The sequence below is a fragment of the Pseudoalteromonas sp. L1 genome (genome assembly GCF_021728095.1).
Taxonomy (GTDB): Bacteria; Pseudomonadota; Gammaproteobacteria; order Enterobacterales; family Alteromonadaceae; genus Pseudoalteromonas.
On sequence record NZ_JAKKCT010000005.1, the window covers coordinates 62,841 to 81,736 of the forward strand.

The following is an 18,896-nucleotide window of genomic DNA, read 5'->3' on the forward strand; positions in this document are numbered from 1 at the left end:
AGTTCACTCTTAGACAGTGGGATTCACACGGCCCGAGGCATACCAACCTCAAGGGCGCGCGATTATAACAAAAATTATAGCGTCTAGGAAATAAACTGCTTTGTAGGATTATTGTTCGCTTTGCTCAGTGTCAGCAAGTGCTAAGTACTTTGCTCTTAATTTGTTTACTTGTTCCAAATGTTGCTCTGTACAATGAGCTTTTAATAGCAATAGTACTTTTAAAATACCGTTATAAATATCTTCTCTGGCAAGCTCACCACTCAAGCGGCGGGCTTTAATGTAAGGTGTCCAAAAGCTCACTGTCATTTTAAGCATATGAGCAAGCTCTGTTACATCAGCGTCATCAATAGTAATAATGCCACCTGAACGTAATGCAAATAACACCTCTTTTACCTGCTCTAACAGCGCAGCTTGAAACTCAATATAGTCTTTTTTCAATACTTCATCACGGGATAAAATATCACCCAAATTATCGTAAAAAAATTGAAATCGCCACATCAGTTCAAACAAAGAGTCTAAGTACCCTGCTAAGTTTTCAAGCGCATTGTCTTCAGGTTTTAGTGGCTTAAAATGTGTATGGAGGTGTTCACTGTATAAAGCAAAAATGTGACGTATGATGTCTTCTTTATTTTTAAAGTGATAATACAGATTGCCTGGGCTAATACCCATGTGCGCAGCAATGTGATTGGTCGTAATAGCACGCTCTCCATGGAGATTAAATAGCTCAATGCTGGTATGTATGATTTTATCCTTTGTGCTCATATGCTGCTTACTCTATTTTTATATTTATTACGATCTGAAGTTCATTTTCAGCCAAGCAGTATAAACAAATGCGTGGCAATAAAATACTACCTTGAAAAATTCTAACTTCAATCGGCTTAGTACCCTATATAAAACCAAAAAATCTAATAGGATGCTCTTACTTCAAAGCTGCATACGAGTGAAAACACTGTTACTATAGCAAGCAAATTTTTAACTAGCTGATAGATATGAACGTTACTGCAATCTACCCAGGTACCTTTGACCCGCTAACGAATGGGCACACAGACCTCATCCATCGAGCAGCTAAAATGTTCGACAAAGTCATTGTGGCTATTGCTCATAACCCAAGTAAACAACCCTGTTTTACACTAGAAGAACGTGTAGAGTTAGCAAATACAATTTTAGCCCACCTTAAAAATGTAAGCGTGATCGGCTTTTCTGGTTTATTAGCTGACCTTGCCCGTGAGCATAAGGCTGAAGTACTCATTCGTGGTATTCGTGCTGTATCTGACTTCGACTATGAGTTTCAGCTAGCAAATATGAACCGACGCCTAAACCCTGATTTAGAAAGTGTGTTTTTAACACCCGCTGAAAAAAACTCGTTTATTTCCTCGACGCTCGTTAAAGAAGTTGCCCGTCATCATGGTGATGTGAGTGAATTTGTTAACCCTATTGTCGCCACCGCATTACAGGAAAAAATACACGGATGAAACTAAAAAAGTTCATTAGCTTAAGTGCTTTACTAATGATCTCTGCACCAAGCCTTGCTGAGCCATGGATAGAAAGCGATGACCCTTTGTTAAGGGCTTCTATAGAGATGCTCTTTAATCAGGGAATTATAAAGCAACCTATCAATAGTTACCCGCTTATGTGGCAAGGTATTGCAGGTGATTTAGCAGCTATCGACCCTAACAATTTACAGGAACGTAGTTTTTTCGCGTATCAGCACGTTAAACACGCCCTTAATAATGCCAAACGAAAAAACAGTTCTGGGGTGCGCTTTAATTACAATAGTGAACCCGAGACACAACAAGGCTTTACGACACGCGATCAGCAAAAAAGTGGTATTAACAGCTATGGTTCAATAACCGGTAAGCGAGTAAGTGCCAAAGTAAGCGTGAACTATGCTGACGAGTCACTCGATGGAAAATACACAAATTATCATGGCAGTTATCTAGCCGTGTTAATGGGTAACTGGTCAATCAGTGCAGAGCAAGTAAGTCATTGGTGGGGCCCGAGTAACGACAACGCCTTGTTACTATCGAATAACGCTGCTCCGATGAAAGGCCTGCGCTTTTCACGTGCAAACAGTCAGTATGTTGGCCCTAGTTGGTTATCATTTATTGGTAATTGGCAGTTAACAGGTATTTACGCTAAACAAAAACCATTTTTAAATAGCAGTGAAGAAGGCGATTATTGGGCTCTAAGGTTTGCAAGTACACCATTAAAAGGGCTTGAAATTGCAGTAAATACGGCAAGTTCTGATTATCTTACTGATGAATATATCGATTCAGTTACACTCGAAAGCCAAACATCGACCCATCGCCTAACAAGTATTGATGTTAAATACTCAACATCCATAGCACAGCAATCTGTTGCATTTTATGCTGATGTAATGGGGCGTAATGAAAGTGGCCTTGCACCAAGTGATCCTTTTTATACTGTGGGTATTGAAAGCTACTTTGGTTCAAATGACAGTTTACTGAAAACCTATTTTGAATACTCAAATACAGAGCAACAATGTAGCCTTACAGCTGATTGTGTATACGGCTCGGGTAGCTACACACAAAAACAAAGACTTATTGGCAGCTCTGTGCCTAAGCAAAGTAAATCGGCTGTGTTAGGTGCTTATTACCATACTCTAGATGGTTATGGAGGTCATGCAAAGCTACGTTGGATTGACAGTGAAGCGGAAGTTGAAGAAACACGTGCAGATATGACGCAGTTACAATTAGAACTTGGTTATCAACAATCTTTATTTAGTGGTCTTTGGAAAGTAACCGGACTTGTATCAAGGGATGAAATAGGCAATGACTCTGACACAAATACTGGCTTAAGAACAAGCTGGGAATTTCGTTTTTAAATCACTATCACGGGTCAAGTTAGCTCTGCTTGACCCCGACCCCATCTATACAACTTAACAAACCCCAGAAAATCTTTGTTACATAACAGCGCAATTATCATCATTACATCCATCGTATTAACTGTCACGGTGTACACATCCCAAAACCACCAATGACCAGTAAAGTGGGCGTAGTTGGTGTCGTAGTACATTGCCAGAAACAATAAAATATTCACCGAGAGTCCTGTAAAAATATATAACTTTGCAGGGACCTCATTTAGGCTTTTTTTGCGGGTAACAAACCAAATGAAAAATAACATAATTAAGTCTGACGCAGCCCAAATTAAATATGCACGTGTCGTATTGAGGATGTTATAGCCTAAAGTAACGTTAAGGAGTGGATCACTTACCATATAAGATAAAAACATTGCCAATGCTATCCACATCACTGTTTTATCTCCACCCCCTACCGATGAAGACTTTTTTACCATGTTGTACAAAAAGGCCATCAAAAAGCCCCACATGATAAAAGTGGCGAGATACACACCTAAGTATTCTTGGAGATATTCAAGCATAACTAGCTTGTTTTTACCTTTCTAGTATTTAATGTAAGTAAATGAGCTATTTGCTCTAGCGCTTTTCTGAAAAGAAAAATATCTCTATTTACTATCATCGCAATGATCATCAATATATCTAAAAAGTTAACCCCGACTGAGAACAATGACCATAAAGCCCAAGGCTCCCTATTATTTAGAATATAGATATCGATATGGAGTGAAAGTACTAAGCATGCATTTATAAATAAGCCAATAATCACATAATAAACAGCTGTAAAATATTGAACTTTCTTTATATAAAGCCAAGAGACAATTACAGTGATTGTGATCAGATCATATAAAAACCAATTAAAATAAGTCTGCCTAGATAACTGGATGAAATCTGTACAAAAATAAGAAACAACCATTATGATAGATAATTTGAGAAGCGACTTATCACGCTTATTTACACTAGATGATAAATTGAACAAGAAGGCCATAAGCACTCCCCACTCAATAAAAGTACCGATTAATTTACCGGTAATTGAATCAATATACATTCGAGGAAGTATTTATTTTTCTAGCTTTTGAAGAAGGTGAAATTAAATTTTTCAATTTATGAAGCCAAAAGATATCCCTATCCACAATCAAAACAATTATCATAGATAAATCAATAATATTCACCCCAAACGAGTAAATATCCCAGAAGAACCAAGGCTTGGTATTTCCATAGATGAACAGATCAAGGTACATTAGTAAAAATAGAGTTGTATTTATACTCAACCCAACAATCAGGTAAAGAAATGAAGGGGTTGTTTTTTTGAAAAAGAAATAAGTTAAACAAAGACATACAATAGTGACGATGTCATATAATGCCCAGTCGAGGTAAGTTGCGGGAACTGGTGATAACCAAGTAAAGAGGAAATCTCCTGCCATATAAGAAGTTGCCATTATAAAGGAACTGAGCAGTAAGGTCGTTTTTCTTTTTACACCCAATGCAAACACAAACACATTAAAAAAGAACGCCATCAACATTCCCCAGACAACAAAGGCTGACAACGAAAAAACGCCAAAAAGCTCAGTTAGAAACATCCATTACCTGTCATTTATTCTTCTTTCTTCTTATTAGGGAAAACAGCACCACCACCACGTTGAAGATCAGTACCGCCTGATAAAGAAAGCGCTTCACTAGATAAAGTTACTGTATCAGATTGTAAGGTTTTATTACTAGTAGTTTGTTCTAGTGCAGGCTTTGTTTGTTGCATTTGGCTGTAAGCTTGCATCTGTAATTGGCTATTATTTGAAATTTGCATGATTTAAATCCTTTAAGTTTAAATTGTCATTAACTTGTGACGAATCACAAACGTACTCAGCGCTCTCGTTTCATTGACGCTTTTTGTACATTTTTGCAGCATTTTTGCTACATATCAAACTAAGCAACTAACGATCCAACTTTTTCGCTTAAACAGATCTTTTTGATCAACTCAGTAAACTTCAGGCATAAAAAAACGCACAGGGGTAACCGTACGTTTTTACTATCCAGGGAAATTAAGCTACGTTTTTACACGGGATCACCGCATTATCACGAGGCCTTAAAATAAATTCCATTGCGACTTCATCGCAATTGTCTTTGCGAAGGCAAAGCTCACAATCTTTCATGACTTTTTCCGGTAAGCTATCTTTACTGCAACAGCTGAAGCCTTGTTTTTTAAAAAAATCTGGCACGCGCGTTAATACAATGACACGGCTAAGCGCCAACTTTTTGGCTTTAACTAATAAGTGCTCAACTAATTGCCTGCCTTGGCCTTTGATACTCATCTTTGGATCAATCCCTAAAGATCGGATCTCTGCAAGTCCTGTATCGTAAATATACAATGAGGCGCAGCCTGCAACCTTGTCTGCAACCTCCGTGACTGCAAATTCATTGATTGAATGAATCATGTCACTTTTAGCGCGAGGTAGGTTCTCACCATTCATTGCCCAGTATTGAATTAGCTGAGCAATGTTCTCAACGTCATTTAAATTTGCATCACGTACTTTTATTTGCCGTTTTTTTTTGCATATTTAATTGCACTAGAGACTTGCTCAACAGAGGTGCCACCTAATGCCTGACGTGCTTTTATACATGCGTCTATTTCTAATACAGGATAGACATCTGACTCGAAAATGCTATGCACAGATTTAAATTGTTCTAAACTTAAATCTTCTAAGTTATTACCTTTAGAAATAGCCATTTGCACTAAGGTACCAACAATGTGGTGCCCTTCTCTAAAGGGGATACCTTTAGCCACTAAATAGTCAGCAAGCTCAGTCGCATTTGAGTGACCGCCTTTTGCAGCAGCAAGGGTTTTATCTGCATTAACTTTAATACCTTTGATGCACGCTTGCGCCATATGAATACACGCAAGCCACGTTGGCATCGCATCAAATAAGCCTTCTTTGTCCTCTTGCATATCTTTATTGTAAGCAAGCGGCAGTGCTTTAAGTGTCATCATCATGGCGCTAAATGCACCAAATACACGCCCCGTTTTACCACGGATTAACTCAAGTGCATCTGGGTTTTTCTTTTGCGGCATTAATGATGAGCCTGATGTTACCCCATCAGACAGCTCTATAAAGCCTGCTTCGCCTGAGTTATAAAAAATCAGGTCTTCAGCCATACGCGACAAATGAATCATTGAAATTGACGCGCAGCTTAATAGCTCAACCACAAAGTCACGGTCAGATACAGCATCTAAACTGTTACGTGTTGCTGCGGTAAAGCCTAACCCTTCGGCAAGAGTTTGCCTATCTATTGGGTACGCCGTTCCGGCTAAAGCACCGCTACCGAGTGGGCAATAATTCATACGATTTTTGGCATCGGTTAAACGGCTTTCATCACGCTCAAGCATTTCAACATAGGCCATACACCAATGACTAAATAACACGGGTTGTGCACGCTGTAAGTGTGTGTAACCTGGTAAAATAGTACCAAGCTCACGTTCAGCTAAGGCAATAAACTCACCTTTGAGCTCTGCAATTGCTTCAAGAATATGCTCGGCAGTATCACGACACCATAAACGGAAATCTGTCGCTACTTGGTCATTACGACTACGACCCGTATGAAGCTTTTTAGCAAGGTCGCCCACTTTATCAATCAGTGCTGACTCAACATAAGAATGAATGTCTTCATGCCCTGCTCCAGCCACTGCTTGTGGATTTGCTTTTACTTCATCTAACAGCTTATTCAGTGCTGCAACGAGGTCATCATACTCTTGCTGATTTAACACATTAACCTGCTTAAGCGCTCCCGCCCAAGCAACCGAACCAATAATGTCTTGCTCTGCAAGTTGATAATCAAAAGGAAGAGAATCGTTAAATTGCTTAAACGCTTCATCTGGCCCCGTAGAAAAACGTCCGCCCCATAATGCCATTGAACTGCCTCCAAACTCGGCGATTGCCCCGCTTTGCAGGGCAATAATTAAATTACTTTTTCGTTAGTGCTGAGATTCTGCTAGATAGCGAGAATAAACGAATGAAGCCTTCTGCATGTGATTGGTCATATACATCATCTTCGCCGAAGGTTGCGAAATCTTCACTGTATAAGCTATTCGGTGATTTTTTCTGTACCGCAGTGACTTGGCCTTTATAAAGCTTAAGCACCACTTCACCGGTTGCGAGTTTAGACAGAGATTCAGCTCCTGCTAGAATCGAATCTTTCAATGGTGTAAACCAACGACCGTCATAAACAAGGTGTGAAAACTCACCACCCAGTACTTCTTTCCATTTACGGCTTGATTTATCGAGCACAAGTTCATCAACCGCTTGTAATGCGGCCATGATCACCGTGCCCCCTGGTGTTTCGTAACAACCACGCGATTTCATGCCCACTAAACGATTTTCGACGATATCAACACGACCCACACCGTGTGGCGCAGCAATGTCATTTAATTTAACTAAACAGTCATAAGGTTTAAGCGTCTCACCATTTACCGCAACCACTTCACCTTCAACAACATTTAATGTCACGTATTCAGGTTCGTTTGGTGCTTGCTCTGGCGAGTTAGTCCAGGTCCACACTTGCTCACTTGGTTGGCACCATGGATCTTCAAGCTCACCACCTTCGTGAGAAATGTGCCACGCATTAGCATCACGGCTATAAATTTTTGTAGCAGACGCTGAACACGGAATATTACGCTCAGCCAAGTAATCAAGTAGTGATTCACGGCTTGATAAATCCCACTCACGCCACGGTGCGATTACTTTTAGATCTGGTGCAAGGGCTGCGAAACATGACTCAAAACGCACCTGATCGTTACCTTTACCAGTACAACCATGCGAAAGTGCATCAGCACCTACTTTACGGGCAATCTCTACTTGGGCTTTTGCAATAATTGGGCGCGCCATAGACGTACCGAGTAAATAAGTGCCTTCGTAAATAGAACCCGTTTTTAAGGTTGGGTAAATATAGTCACTGACCATTTCGTCTTTTAAGTCAACCACATAACATTCAGATGCGCCTGAAGCGATTGCTTTTTCTTCTACGCCTTCAAGCTCTTCAGCGCCTTGACCTACATCAGCAACGAATGCGATAACTTCACAGCCGTAGTTTTCTTTTAACCACGGCACGATTGCCGATGTATCTAGACCACCAGAATAGGCTAATACGACTTTTTTGATTGAACTCATTGGTGTTCCTTAAACAAAATTTGGATTTAATAATGTGACAAGCAGTGCGTTTTGCGCGTGCATACGGTTCTCTGCTTGTTGAATAATCTTTGATGCTGGGCCATCCATTACCTCAGAGGTAATTTCAAACTCACGATGAGCCGGCTGGCAGTGCAACACAGTTTGCGCGCCAGTTTGCTCAAGTAGTGCTTGATTTAACTGGTACGGCATATATTTAGCTTTCACCTGCTCAAGCGGTGTTTTATCGCCCATCGATACCCACGTATCAGCATAGACTGCATTTGCACCCACTGCCGCTTCAATTCTGTCGCTAACCATGACAGACGCTCCATTCATCGCTGCAATTTGCTCTGCTTGCTTAAGAATTTGCGAATCTGGCGAACTGCCTTTCGGGCACACAGCGACAAAATCAGTCCCTAAAGTAGCTGCTAATAGCATTAGAGAGTGTGTGACATTGTTACCTTCACCTAAGTATGCAAGCTTTAGTTTGCTGACATCACCATGCACCTCTTGCAGCGTTAAAAAGTCAGCGAGTGCTTGGCATGGGTGGTATAAATCGCACAGACTATTCACCACAGGGACTGACGAAAACTCAGCAAGGGTGGTTAATGTTTTATGTGCAAATACGCGAGCAACAATGCCATCAGCCCAAGTTGAAATATTTAAAGCAAAATCTTTTACTGACTCACGCGCACCCATTGCGCCATTTTGTGAATCTAAATAAACAGCATGACCACCCAATTTATTAATACCAATATCAAATGATAAACGGGTACGTAAGCTTGGTTTTTCGAATAAGGTAACCACTGATTTACCCGCTAAAGCTTGGCTAAAATCGACTGGGTTTGCTTTAATTTTTTGCGCTAAATCGAGTAATTTAAGCGCGCCTTTTTGGTCTAACTCAAGACCAGATAAAAAGTTAGTTAACATGTAATACCTATGGTGTAATTTTCGTTCCTACGTGCTCGCCTTGTAATAAAGCGACTAAGTTTTCTGGTTTTAGCCAGCTTGAGATATACACACCACGTCGTAAATGTTGGGCAGCAAGAAGGCTGGTCTTAACTTTGACCTCCATCCCGCCCTGAATAACTCCTTCAAGAATTAATGCATCTATTTGCTGCGTATTAAGTTGATGTAGGGGTTGTTTGTTTGCATCAAGCACCGCTTCTACATCAGTCATAAAAATAAGTTCAGCATCAAGTTCTTTTGCAATCGCTGCTGCTGCTTCATCGGCATTAACGTTGTACCAAAGTCCATCTTCACCAAAGCCAATAGAGCTCACTAAGGGTAAGCGGCCTTGCGCAATTAAACTTGGTAAAATACTGTCGGTGCTATCAGCGCATTGTCCAACTTGGCCAAGTGCTTTTAATTTTTGCTTAACCACAACGCCCGCTTCATAGAGACTCATCCCCACAGGCTTGTGCCCTGAAACAATTGCTTGGCTCATTAGCTGTTTATTCGCACAGCCTGCCAGTGCCCCAACAATATAAGGCATTTGTTCTTTTGGACTGATACGTAAACCTTGGTGCTTCGCACTAGCAAACCCAGCGTCTTTAAGCCATGCATCAACTAATGCACCACCACCATGAACAATCACAAAGTTGGCCTGTTGCTGTGATACAAGAACGTCAAATAAAGCTTTTGCGGCATCGGCTGTATTTAATACTGCACCGCCTATTTTAATTACCCATGTTTTCATCATAACGCTCCTACTAATCCGGTATGATGAGGAAGTCCCATCGCTAAATTAATACATTGCAATGCTTGCCCTGCGGCCCCTTTTAATAAGTTATCAATGGCCGACATAACAATCAGTTGCTCACCTTTTTGTTGCCATGCAATATCAACAAATGGTTGTTTAGCCACGCCTTTGATGCTTGGAATTTTATTTCCGAGTAAACGAATTAAGGGCTCATTCGCCAGCACTTGATATGCCGCACTCACTTGCTCTGCTGTCACACCAGGCTTTAATTGCACATAAATAGTTTCTAAAATTCCGCGAGGAAAATTACCTAAATGCGGGGTAAATAACACAGGGTGACCAAGGTGCTGCTCAATTTCAGGCGTGTGTCTGTGGTTAAATAAGCCATAAGGGGCAAGTGACACTTCACAAAAATGCGTATTCACACTGGCCTTTCTACCCGCACCTGTTACGCCAGAGACAGCATTAACAATGATGGTTTGCTCAGCTAATAAACCCGCTTCTTTAAGTGGCTTTAAAGAATTAAGTGCAGCTGTTGGATAACAACCTGCTACGGCAACAAGGTTTGCTTTACTAATCGCATCGCTATTCCATTCAGCTAAACCATAAGCCGCTTGCTCTAAAAGCTCAGGATATTCATGCGCGAAACCATAATAAGTTAGGTAATCCTCATTCCCAGCTAAACGGAAGCCGCCAGATAAATCGAAAACTTTTTTGCCCATGGCTAAAAATTGTGGTGCAAGATCAACACTCACTTTGTGATCAGTACATAGACACACATAATCAGCAGTGTTATTTATTTCCTGAAAAGCCTCAGCTGTTAGCGGTTGCAGCGGGTACGCTAACAAGCCTAAGTGCTCGGGATATAAATCGCTTAATAATTTATTTTTATCTAAGCTTCCTTCAGACACATAACACGCTTGTAGAGTCAGTTTTGGATGCTTTGCAACTAAACTTGCTAGCTCTGCGCCGCTATAACCACTTGCGCCAATAATCACTACTTTCATTGCTTACTTTTACCTATTAAATCTATTTATCGATACGCCTAAAATTACTCGCCTAATTGCGAATAAAAACACTGTCTAAAGTAATGAAATCAGGTTATCGTCGTTTTGTGTTCATAGTGCCGCTTTAAAATATATTTATGCTTAAAAAGTGAATTGATATTCATCATAAATACTTTTATATTGTTATGCAATTAGATTGAATAATTATTTTTGGATTTTTTTATGTCATTTCCCTCTTTTTTATCTATGTATCAGCAGCTAATTGCTGCCCCCTCAATCAGTTCGATTGAAGACTCTCTGTGCATGAGCAATAAAGAGGTGATCACCTTGCTCGCTACTTGGTGCGAAAGCCTTGGTTTTACATGTGAAATAACAGAGCTCGAAAACGGTAAAGGCCGCTATAACTTATTAGCGAAGCGTGGTGAGGGAGATGGCGGTTTAATGCTTGCGGGTCATACCGACACGGTGCCTTTTGATGATAGCCGCTGGAACTATAACCCCTTTCAACTCAGTGAGCATGACAACAAACTTTATGGCTTAGGCAGTATTGATATGAAAGGCTTTTTTGCATTTGTATTGCAGGCAATTAGCGAGCTTGATGCAACGAAGCAAACAGAGCCACTATTGATCCTTGCCACTGCTGATGAAGAAACTACGATGGCAGGTGCGCAACAAATTTGTCGCCATCCTAATTTAAAACCGGCACGCTGTATTATAGGTGAGCCAACAGATATGACTCCAGTGTTCACTCACAAAGGCCACATGAGCACTGCGATTCGTGTGATTGGTCGCTCAGGTCATAGCTCAGATCCAGAACGTGGTTTAAACGCCATTGAAGTAATGCATAAAATGATTGCAAAATTGTTAATCATTAAAGAAGAATTAAAGAATAAATATTCAATTGAACATTTTCAAATCCCGTACCCGACTTTAAACCTTGGCCATATTCATGGTGGCGATAATGCAAACCGTATTTGCGGCTGCTGTGAAATGCACATAGATATGCGACCTTTACCAGGTTTAAGTGTGCAAGAACTGCAAGCGATTTTGCTAACTGCTGCTGAAGAAATTAATGCCCACTACCCTAATGCGGTGAGTATTATTGACTTACACGAGCCTATTCCAGCATTTAGTGGCAGTACAGATACTGCGCTTGTTAAACTTGCCGAACAAGTATCAGGCCAACCTGCCGTTGCAGTAAATTACTGCACTGAAGCACCGTTTATTCAACAGCTTGGCTGTGAAACAATTGTCATGGGGCCAGGCTCAATAAATCAAGCCCACCAGCCCGATGAGTTTTTAGCGATGGAAAAAATCAAACCTTCACAAGAAATCATCAGCAAAATGATTAAAGCAAGTTGCTTTCGTAATGAGTAAAAAGGGAGCTTGATGCTCCCTTTTCTAATTCACTCACTAATCCATATATTTACTTAAGTACTTTTTAAAAACAGGATCGGTTTTCGCTAGGGCTTTTTGCTCCGCTAAAATATCTTTGAGAATTGTTTTAGAGGTTAATGGATTAGCTAATACAACCCTAAACACAACCGTTGGTTGATGGTCATATTTTGCAGGTGTTAAACGTGTACGCGATACAAAAGAACGTCCTGCTTCACGCTGACGTTTTTGCATACTTGCGGTAAAACGATTCAACGAAGCGTAAATATCTAATTTAGTTTCTTCGTCAGCATCTTTAAGCTTAGCTTGGATTTCTTTTGGTACGTAGCGATAGGTTAATAGGCAAAGCTCAGGCTCTGAGATTAATTCAAAATCTTCATCCTGCTTAATCATGTCGGCGAAAGTACGAGCTTTGACAATACTACGGTCAATCAACATTTCGTAGCCTTTACGGCCAATAACACGTAAGCAAGCATGCACTAACATTGCCATACCAGGGCGACTGCCCTCTAAAGTATGACTGCCTAAATCTTTAGAGCCTTTACGAAGAATATATTCCGCATGGTGCTCTATTGCATCTGTGGCAGCAGGGTCTTTAAATAACACAAGGCCTGCGCCCATTGGCACATACATTTGCTTATGGGCATCAATGGTGATTGAATCGGCGCGTTCGATGCCACTTAATAAATGACGGTAATTTTTAGATAATAAAGTTGCCCCGCCCCATGCCGCATCAACGTGAAAATGACAGCCAAGCTCTTCGCTTAAATCGGCCATTTCGTTAAGTGGGTCTATACTGCCGGTTTCAGTCGTTCCAGCAACCCCAACTAGCGCCATAACTTTAATGCCAGATGCTTCAAGTTCATGGGCTTTTTCACGCATGGCTTGAACATCAACCTTGTTGTTTTCACCTGTTTTAATAGCAACAATGTTATCGCGCCCAATGCCAAGTAAATCAACCGTTTTACCAAGCGAATAGTGGCCTCGCTCTGAAACGAGTACAGCAAGCCCTTTATAGCCATAGTGCAGCATGCCAGCAATTAAACCTTGTGCTGCAATGCCTTTATAGTCGCCATCGGCTTTTAATAAACGGTTGCGGGCTATCCATAAGGCGGTAATATTGGCAACGGTTCCCCCAGAACAAAACGCCCCTAGAGATGTTTTTGCGCTATGCATCCACTTATTATAAAACGCATCCTCTTCACCATACGCTAAATGGTGCATCATCCCTAAAACTTGTCGTTCTAGTGGCGTAAATGCTTTTGACGTTTCTATCTTTACTAGGTTTTGGTTTAGACCCACCATCAATTTTGATAGCGGTAACACAAAATGTGGCAAAGCGGATGTCATGTGACCAATAAAGCTTGGTGCAGCTGTGTGAACTGAGTGTGCAACTAACTGCTCCATAATGTCTTGCGCGTAGTCAGAGACAAAAGTGGGCTCTTCTGGGATATTTGCCGACTGAAAATCTTTTTCTATCTCATGCAATGGCTTTTCAATTGCCGCAATATTCTCATTTAAGAATCCTGCAAGATTGCTTGAAATCTCTGATTCTATTCTACTCAACGTTGAGTCCGGTGCTTCAGGCACCGTAAAAATACGAATCAAACTTTCTTTAGAGGCGACGGCACAACGCTTTTGATCCATCTTAATACCCATTATAAGCAGCTAAAATAAACCCAATACAGGAACATCAAGGTTTGAGTTTTAGCGGCACTGTTGCTACGAAATTGGCTAACTTTACTGGAATATCACAAAAATGTCTCGTTTAAAGCTAAAAAGCCACAGATTCGATGACAAAAAAATGATGTATCAATGAAATTTGCGCTAATTTTCTACTATCAGCCAGTTGTTTTTTAAGTATAATCATTACACCACTGATAAAGGAATAATTATGTCCAAAGGAATGCAAAAGACCGGTTGGCTGCTTTATGGATTTGCCACTTTTTTTATCAGCTTATTTGGTTATATCTACTACACTTATGAAACCGCTCGTAGTGAAATAATGGCTGGTATTGATTCAAAGCTTCTCAATGCGGCTGTGAGTGTTAACCATATTTTAGGCAAGGATTATCACAATCAAGTCAACGCCGGCATACCGATTTCTTCGGCTGTTTATAAGCAAAAAATGAGAGCGCTCTCAGAATACGCCAAGCAAATGGACTTAGCGTATGTTTATTCTATGGTACTACGTGACGATACCGTTTTTTTTAGCGCATCGAGTTATACCCAAAAGGATCAAAACGGCGGCCGCATCACGCAGTTTATGGATCCCTACACCGAAGCAACCAAGATAAATAAAGACGCTTTTTTTTCTACAGAGCCTGTATTCGAAGTTTCAAAAGATCAATGGGGGCACTTTAAAAGTATTTTTGTTACTTTCATCGATGAAAATGGCCATACCTATCTTACTGGCGCCGACATTACAATTACTGATCTAAACCAACAGTTACAACAAAGCGTAACACGCGCGACTATCACTGGGTGCTTCTTCTTTTTTATTGCAGCCTTAATTGCAGGGCTTTATTTTTTACAACTTAAGCGTTCTCTTTCTACGGATGCCCGTACAGGCTTTGCTAATCACGTAGCGCTGGAATATTACATTAAAAAAAGCACCAAACACCGTATGGAGCTTGCAGTCGTTACGATTAATGAAGTCGAGGATATTAGTAGCTTTTATGGTACAGAAGTAAGCGACAAGGTAATGGCCAGTTTATTGAGCTATTTTCAATCTCGCCTACCCAACGAAGCGCTGGTATTTCGTCTTGCTACCAATAAAATAGCGCTGTTACATACACGCGGTGCAGAGCAAGATTTTGATGACACTATTAACGCCTTTAATCAATCAATCCCTGTACTTAACGAGCCGTTTATTTATGTTAGTTTACATGCAGGTATTGCCTCTGGTAATAAGCTAATGCTGATTGAAAACGCACATATTGCTCTTCAACAAGCAAAATTAAACAATCAACGTATTATTCGTTACGAGAATGTATTTAAACAAGTAGAAGAACAGTTTAGGTACAATGTAAAGCTGGCTAAAAAAGTAAAAGAAGCGTTTGATAACAATCGTATCGTCCCCTATTTCCAACCCATTTATGATACGCAAACACAACAGGTGACTCATTACGAAAGCTTAGCAAGAATGGCATCAGCACAAGGGCGCATCTATACACCAGACTACTTTCTAACTGTTTTGAAACGCTCTCGAATGGACGGATTACTAACACGTACCATGTTTACTCGCTGTATTGAGCAATTTCGAAAAACTTCAATTAGCTGGAGCATTAATATTACAGCGCAAGATATTCTGGATCCCAGCTTAAGTGAGTTTTTAGAACAGCAGTTAAGACGCTACCCACAACCCAACAATATTATTTTTGAGTTTCATGAAACAGAAGCAATTGCCTACTTTAGTGAAGTAAAGGCATTTATTAGCTTACTTAAAAATAAAGGTGCGCAGGTTATGATTAACGAATTTGGTGCAGGATATTCAAACCTCTCAAATATCTTAAAGCTTGAAGTTGATGGCCTAAAGCTAGACCGTGGCTTAGTTAGCCAAGCACACACCAATGATGACAGCTATATGTTTATTGAACATTTAGTGAAGTACGCCAAACAACTTAACCTTGATGTCGTTGCCGAACAAGTCGAGAGCGAGCAAGTGGCTGAAGCACTTTCCAAAGCAGGTATAACACTAATGCAAGGAAACCACTTCGCGCCACCCACGCCTTATGTGCCTCAGTCATAATACCAAGGCCACAGTGCGTGTTATAGGTTTATAACTAAGCGATGACTCTGTTGGCCACTGGCCCAATATTTACGCTCAAATGGTGTAATAGCGGTATCGCTTTCATACAACTCAACATCGCACTTATGCCCTGCAAGCTCAAGCGAGCGAGCAAATTCCTTTACGTAAATATCCCAGTTGCTTCTAAGCTCTAAACGCCCACCTAATTTAATAATAAATGGGAATATAGCAGCACCGTGCCAGCGCCTTTGTAGGTGTTTGGCTTTTGGCCAAGGGTTTGGATACAGCAAGTAATGGTGCGTGGGCTGCCAGTTAGCAGCCACCGCTAAACGCCAAAAGTCGTTTAAATCAGCTTGCACTAAAATGTACTGGCCTGCATCGGTTTGCTTGTACTCTATATCATGCTTATCTAAACGATGAGATGATTTATCAATGCCAATCACTAACGCATCTGGGTGATGCTTTGCTAAGTTAGCGGTACTTTCACCCACACCACAGCATGAATCAAGAATGAGTGGCCCAGCAAACGCCTGCACCTTTTCATTTACCTGATCAAAAGCCGCTTGCGTATGCTCTGCAATCGGCTTTTTAAATTCAGCACTTAGGTGTTTTAAAACAATTTCATCTAGCTTTTCATGTAAGCTAGGTTGATTCGATACAATACTTCTCGAATTTGCATCCGTCATTAGTGTCTAAGCCCCACACCACGTTTAATAAGGGTTAATGCTAACGTAAATAAACCCACAATAAATAAACCAAGTACACCAAATGCCACCGATAAGTCGACATCAGACACACCTAAGAACCCATATCTAAATGCATTTACCATATAAATAATTGGGTTTACTTGCGATACGCCTTGCCAAAATTCTGGCAATAAAGTGATAGAGTAAAACACCCCACCAAGATAAGTCAGCGGCGTTAAAATAAAGGTTGGGATAATACTAATATCATCAAAGCTATTAGCATAAATTGCGTTAATAAGCCCGCCTAACGCAAACACAGCCGAGGTTAGTATAACCGTTGCCATAATCACAAAAATATTGTGAATTTGAATATCAACAAACAATAAAGAGACACAGGTAACAATCAAACCAACTAACATACCACGCGTCATACCACCGCCCATGTAGCCAAGTACAATAATGTAATTTGGCACTGGCGCAACTAATAGCTCTTCTATACTTTTTTGGAATTTAGTTGAATAGAAGCTTGAGGCCACATTCGAGTAAGAGTTGGTGATCACCGACATCATAATCAGGCCCGGTACAATAAACTCCATATAAGTAAAGCCACCCATATCACCGATACGAGAACCGATCAGATTACCAAAAATCACAAAATACAAGCTCATCGTGATTGCAGGCGGTACTAATGTTTGCACCCAAATACGTAAAAAGCGAATACACTCTTTGATCCAAATACTTTTTAGCGCTACACCATATTTAAACATTATTCGCCTCGCCCCTGTTCTAATAATCCAACAAACAGCTCTTCTAAACGGTTTGCTTTATTTCGCATACTAAGCACTGTGTTACCTTGCTCAGTCAGCGCACTAAATACTTGGTTTAAGCCCTGAGACTTTGCCACTTCAACTTCTAAAGTATGATCATCAGTCTGTGTGTAGTTGTAGCCTTCAATGCTAATTGGCTGCACAGGCTGCTTTAAATCAAGTACAAAGGTTTCTTTATCAAGCTTGGCAAGTAACGCTTTAATAGTGGTGTTTTCAACAATCACGCCGCTGTCGATAATTGCGATGTTTTTACATAACAGCTCAGCTTCTTCGAGGTAGTGAGTAGTCAAGATAATGGTGACACCTTGTTTATTTATCTCACGAAGAAAGTCCCACATTGAGCGGCGTAGCTCAATATCCACACCCGCAGTTGGCTCATCTAAAATAAGTAATTTAGGTTCATGCATCAGCGCACGAGCAATCATTAAACGGCGTTTCATACCACCTGAAAGAGTGCGCGCTTGCTTATCTTTTTTTTCAAATAAACCGAGCTGCTTTAAATACTTTTCTGCGCGTTCATGCGCCAGCTTTCTTGGTACACCATAATAACCCGCTTGGTTAACCAAAATTTGGTTAAGCGTTTCAAACTGACTGAAATTAAATTCTTGCGGCACTAAACCAAGTTCAGATTTAGCGGCTTCAAGGTGAGTATCAATGTCGTGACCAAATACCTCTACGCGACCAGCGCTTTTGTTCACTAACGATGAGATAACACCAATGGTGGTTGATTTACCAGCCCCATTTGGGCCAAGCAAAGCAAAGAAATCGCCTTGCTGAACTTGTAAATCAATGCCTTTTACAGCTTCAACACCATTTTTATAAACCTTTTTTAGGCCTTCAATATTTAATGCGATCGTTTTTTCGCTCACTGTTTGCCCTCTCCATAACCCCAACGTTTCGTCAAAGTATGTTCAATGTTTAAATGATCTAAAATTCGCGCCACCATAAAATCAACCAGATCTGAAATCTGCTCAGGCTGGTGATAAAACCCAGGTGCCGCAGGCATAATGGTTACGCCAAGCTTTGCTAGCTTCAGCATGTTTTCAAGATGAATTTCGCTAAAAGGGGTCTCACGCGGGACTAAAATCAGCTGCCCACGTTCTTTTATAACCACGTCAGCGGCGCGCTCAAGTAAGTTATCTGATGCCCCTACAGCAATGGCAGACACTGAGCCTGCACTACATGGGCAAACCACCATTTTCTTCGGCGCTGCTGAGCCTGATGCAACAGGACTAAACCAGTTATCTTTACCAAATACTTTTAGTTGCTCTGGCGCGGCATTAAAGAGCGTACTGAGCTGTTCAGTTGCTTTATCTTCGTTGCCCGACAGTTTTATATTCGATTCGGTATCAAGCACCACTCTTGCCGCACTTGAGATCAGTACATACACCTGAAACTGCTGCTCAAGTAATACCTCTAGTAACCGTAAGCCATAAGGGGCACCTGAGGCACCGCTAAAAGCTAAGGTTATTTTATCTTTAAATTGCATACAGTTATGCT

Annotated in this window: 18 protein-coding genes and 1 pseudogene; 4 read left to right on the forward strand and 15 right to left on the reverse strand. The window is 40.7% G+C overall.

All coding sequences use genetic code 11. The annotated features are described in order from the left end of the window. Nucleotides 1-108: 108 nt before the first annotated feature. Nucleotides 109-762, reverse strand: a complete 654-nt coding sequence (locus L3V38_RS15385) for a TetR/AcrR family transcriptional regulator (RefSeq protein ID WP_130149504.1) — start codon at nt 760-762, stop codon at nt 109-111. A 227-nt stretch (nt 763-989) separates the two neighbouring features. Here L3V38_RS15385 and coaD point away from each other — a divergent pair, with 227 nt between their 5' ends. Both coaD and L3V38_RS15395 read left to right on the forward strand, forming a co-directional pair. Next, on the forward strand, nt 990-1,472 hold the full coding sequence (gene coaD / locus L3V38_RS15390; RefSeq protein ID WP_062568751.1) for a pantetheine-phosphate adenylyltransferase: 483 nt from the start codon (nt 990-992) through the stop codon (nt 1,470-1,472). After that, nucleotides 1,469-2,845 carry a capsule assembly Wzi family protein gene (locus L3V38_RS15395; RefSeq protein ID WP_237119935.1) on the forward strand — a complete coding sequence of 459 codons (1,377 nt, stop codon included), beginning with the start codon at nt 1,469-1,471 and terminating at the stop codon, nt 2,843-2,845. The genes coaD and L3V38_RS15395 overlap by 4 nt, the downstream gene beginning before the upstream one ends. Before the next feature lie 14 nt (nt 2,846-2,859). Here the strand turns inward: L3V38_RS15395 and L3V38_RS15400 are convergent, their stop codons facing one another. The 9 genes and pseudogenes from L3V38_RS15400 to argC form a co-directional block, all read right to left on the reverse strand. Continuing rightward, entirely contained in the window at nt 2,860-3,399 is a 540-nt protein-coding gene (locus L3V38_RS15400; protein ID WP_237119936.1) for a hypothetical protein, read from the reverse strand. A 2-nt stretch (nt 3,400-3,401) separates the two neighbouring features. After that, nucleotides 3,402-3,920 carry a hypothetical protein gene (locus L3V38_RS15405; protein ID WP_237119937.1) on the reverse strand — a complete coding sequence of 173 codons (519 nt, stop codon included), beginning with the start codon at nt 3,918-3,920 and terminating at the stop codon, nt 3,402-3,404. Beyond that, complete coding sequence (locus L3V38_RS15410) at nt 3,910-4,452, reverse strand: hypothetical protein (RefSeq protein WP_237114418.1); 543 nt, start codon at nt 4,450-4,452, stop codon at nt 3,910-3,912. The genes L3V38_RS15405 and L3V38_RS15410 overlap by 11 nt, the downstream gene beginning before the upstream one ends. A 14-nt stretch (nt 4,453-4,466) precedes the next feature. Continuing rightward, entirely contained in the window at nt 4,467-4,673 is a 207-nt protein-coding gene (locus L3V38_RS15415; protein ID WP_237114419.1) for a hypothetical protein, read from the reverse strand. Between the two features lie 235 nt (nt 4,674-4,908). Then, a pseudogene (argH, locus tag L3V38_RS15420) lies at nt 4,909-6,773 on the reverse strand (argininosuccinate lyase). 52 nt (nt 6,774-6,825) lie between these two features. Continuing rightward, nucleotides 6,826-8,028 (reverse strand): argininosuccinate synthase, encoded by a 1,203-nt coding sequence (locus L3V38_RS15425; RefSeq protein ID WP_062568744.1) that lies wholly within the window; start codon nt 8,026-8,028, stop codon nt 6,826-6,828. Nucleotides 8,029-8,037: 9 nt separating this feature from the next. Continuing rightward, nucleotides 8,038-8,958 (reverse strand): ornithine carbamoyltransferase, encoded by a 921-nt coding sequence (locus L3V38_RS15430; protein ID WP_130149498.1) that lies wholly within the window; start codon nt 8,956-8,958, stop codon nt 8,038-8,040. 7 nt (nt 8,959-8,965) lie between these two features. After that, nucleotides 8,966-9,727 carry an acetylglutamate kinase gene (argB, locus tag L3V38_RS15435; protein WP_237120079.1) on the reverse strand — a complete coding sequence of 254 codons (762 nt, stop codon included), beginning with the start codon at nt 9,725-9,727 and terminating at the stop codon, nt 8,966-8,968. Continuing rightward, nucleotides 9,727-10,737 carry an N-acetyl-gamma-glutamyl-phosphate reductase gene (gene argC, locus L3V38_RS15440; RefSeq protein ID WP_237119938.1) on the reverse strand — a complete coding sequence of 337 codons (1,011 nt, stop codon included), beginning with the start codon at nt 10,735-10,737 and terminating at the stop codon, nt 9,727-9,729. Before argC ends, argB begins: the two co-directional genes overlap by 1 nt. A gap of 222 nt (nt 10,738-10,959) precedes the next feature. On the opposite strand from argC, the gene argE reads away from it, so the two are divergent. Further along, on the forward strand, nt 10,960-12,114 hold the full coding sequence (gene argE, locus L3V38_RS15445; protein WP_237119939.1) for an acetylornithine deacetylase: 1,155 nt from the start codon (nt 10,960-10,962) through the stop codon (nt 12,112-12,114). 36 nt (nt 12,115-12,150) lie between these two features. Here argE and panP read toward each other — a convergent pair whose 3' ends face one another. Continuing rightward, nucleotides 12,151-13,779 (reverse strand): pyridoxal-dependent aspartate 1-decarboxylase PanP, encoded by a 1,629-nt coding sequence (panP, locus tag L3V38_RS15450; RefSeq protein ID WP_130149495.1) that lies wholly within the window; start codon nt 13,777-13,779, stop codon nt 12,151-12,153. A gap of 619 nt (nt 13,780-14,398) precedes the next feature. Between panP and L3V38_RS15455 the strand changes: the two genes are divergently transcribed. Then, entirely contained in the window at nt 14,399-15,883 is a 1,485-nt protein-coding gene (locus L3V38_RS15455; protein ID WP_341804410.1) for a GGDEF domain-containing protein, read from the forward strand. 20 nt (nt 15,884-15,903) lie between these two features. Here L3V38_RS15455 and L3V38_RS15460 read toward each other — a convergent pair whose 3' ends face one another. From L3V38_RS15460 to L3V38_RS15475, 4 genes are read right to left on the reverse strand one after another with little or no spacing between them, the layout of a single operon-like run. Further along, the gene (locus L3V38_RS15460) at nt 15,904-16,569 is read right to left on the reverse strand and encodes a tRNA (guanine-N(7)-)-methyltransferase (protein ID WP_237119941.1); all 666 of its coding nucleotides are present in this window, start codon (nt 16,567-16,569) and stop codon (nt 15,904-15,906) included. Next, the gene (locus L3V38_RS15465; protein ID WP_054551083.1) at nt 16,569-17,336 is read right to left on the reverse strand and encodes an ABC transporter permease; all 768 of its coding nucleotides are present in this window, start codon (nt 17,334-17,336) and stop codon (nt 16,569-16,571) included. The genes L3V38_RS15460 and L3V38_RS15465 overlap by 1 nt, the downstream gene beginning before the upstream one ends. Further along, nucleotides 17,336-18,265 (reverse strand): ABC transporter ATP-binding protein, encoded by a 930-nt coding sequence (locus L3V38_RS15470; protein WP_130149492.1) that lies wholly within the window; start codon nt 18,263-18,265, stop codon nt 17,336-17,338. Before L3V38_RS15470 ends, L3V38_RS15465 begins: the two co-directional genes overlap by 1 nt. Next, nucleotides 18,262-18,885 (reverse strand): flavin prenyltransferase UbiX, encoded by a 624-nt coding sequence (locus L3V38_RS15475; protein WP_062568736.1) that lies wholly within the window; start codon nt 18,883-18,885, stop codon nt 18,262-18,264. The genes L3V38_RS15470 and L3V38_RS15475 overlap by 4 nt, the downstream gene beginning before the upstream one ends. Nucleotides 18,886-18,896: the final 11 nt, after the last annotated feature.

Excerpts from the sequence above, each read along its gene's own strand:
- L3V38_RS15385 (WP_130149504.1), bottom strand. The coding sequence starts at position 762 with ATGAGCACAAAGGATAAAATCATACATACCAGCATTGAGCTATTTAAT.
- coaD (WP_062568751.1), top strand. The coding sequence starts at position 990 with ATGAACGTTACTGCAATCTACCCAGGTACCTTTGACCCGCTAACGAAT.
- L3V38_RS15395 (WP_237119935.1), top strand. The coding sequence starts at position 1,469 with ATGAAACTAAAAAAGTTCATTAGCTTAAGTGCTTTACTAATGATCTCT.
- L3V38_RS15400 (WP_237119936.1), bottom strand. The coding sequence starts at position 3,399 with ATGCTTGAATATCTCCAAGAATACTTAGGTGTGTATCTCGCCACTTTT.
- L3V38_RS15405 (WP_237119937.1), bottom strand. The coding sequence starts at position 3,920 with ATGTATATTGATTCAATTACCGGTAAATTAATCGGTACTTTTATTGAG.
- L3V38_RS15410 (WP_237114418.1), bottom strand. The coding sequence starts at position 4,452 with ATGTTTCTAACTGAGCTTTTTGGCGTTTTTTCGTTGTCAGCCTTTGTT.
- L3V38_RS15415 (WP_237114419.1), bottom strand. The coding sequence starts at position 4,673 with ATGCAAATTTCAAATAATAGCCAATTACAGATGCAAGCTTACAGCCAA.
- L3V38_RS15425 (WP_062568744.1), bottom strand. The coding sequence starts at position 8,028 with ATGAGTTCAATCAAAAAAGTCGTATTAGCCTATTCTGGTGGTCTAGAT.
- L3V38_RS15430 (WP_130149498.1), bottom strand. The coding sequence starts at position 8,958 with ATGTTAACTAACTTTTTATCTGGTCTTGAGTTAGACCAAAAAGGCGCG.
- argB (WP_237120079.1), bottom strand. The coding sequence starts at position 9,727 with ATGAAAACATGGGTAATTAAAATAGGCGGTGCAGTATTAAATACAGCC.
- argC (WP_237119938.1), bottom strand. The coding sequence starts at position 10,737 with ATGAAAGTAGTGATTATTGGCGCAAGTGGTTATAGCGGCGCAGAGCTA.
- argE (WP_237119939.1), top strand. The coding sequence starts at position 10,960 with ATGTCATTTCCCTCTTTTTTATCTATGTATCAGCAGCTAATTGCTGCC.
- panP (WP_130149495.1), bottom strand. The coding sequence starts at position 13,779 with ATGGATCAAAAGCGTTGTGCCGTCGCCTCTAAAGAAAGTTTGATTCGT.
- L3V38_RS15455 (WP_341804410.1), top strand. The coding sequence starts at position 14,399 with ATGGATCCCTACACCGAAGCAACCAAGATAAATAAAGACGCTTTTTTT.
- L3V38_RS15460 (WP_237119941.1), bottom strand. The coding sequence starts at position 16,569 with ATGACGGATGCAAATTCGAGAAGTATTGTATCGAATCAACCTAGCTTA.
- L3V38_RS15465 (WP_054551083.1), bottom strand. The coding sequence starts at position 17,336 with ATGTTTAAATATGGTGTAGCGCTAAAAAGTATTTGGATCAAAGAGTGT.
- L3V38_RS15475 (WP_062568736.1), bottom strand. The coding sequence starts at position 18,885 with ATGCAATTTAAAGATAAAATAACCTTAGCTTTTAGCGGTGCCTCAGGT.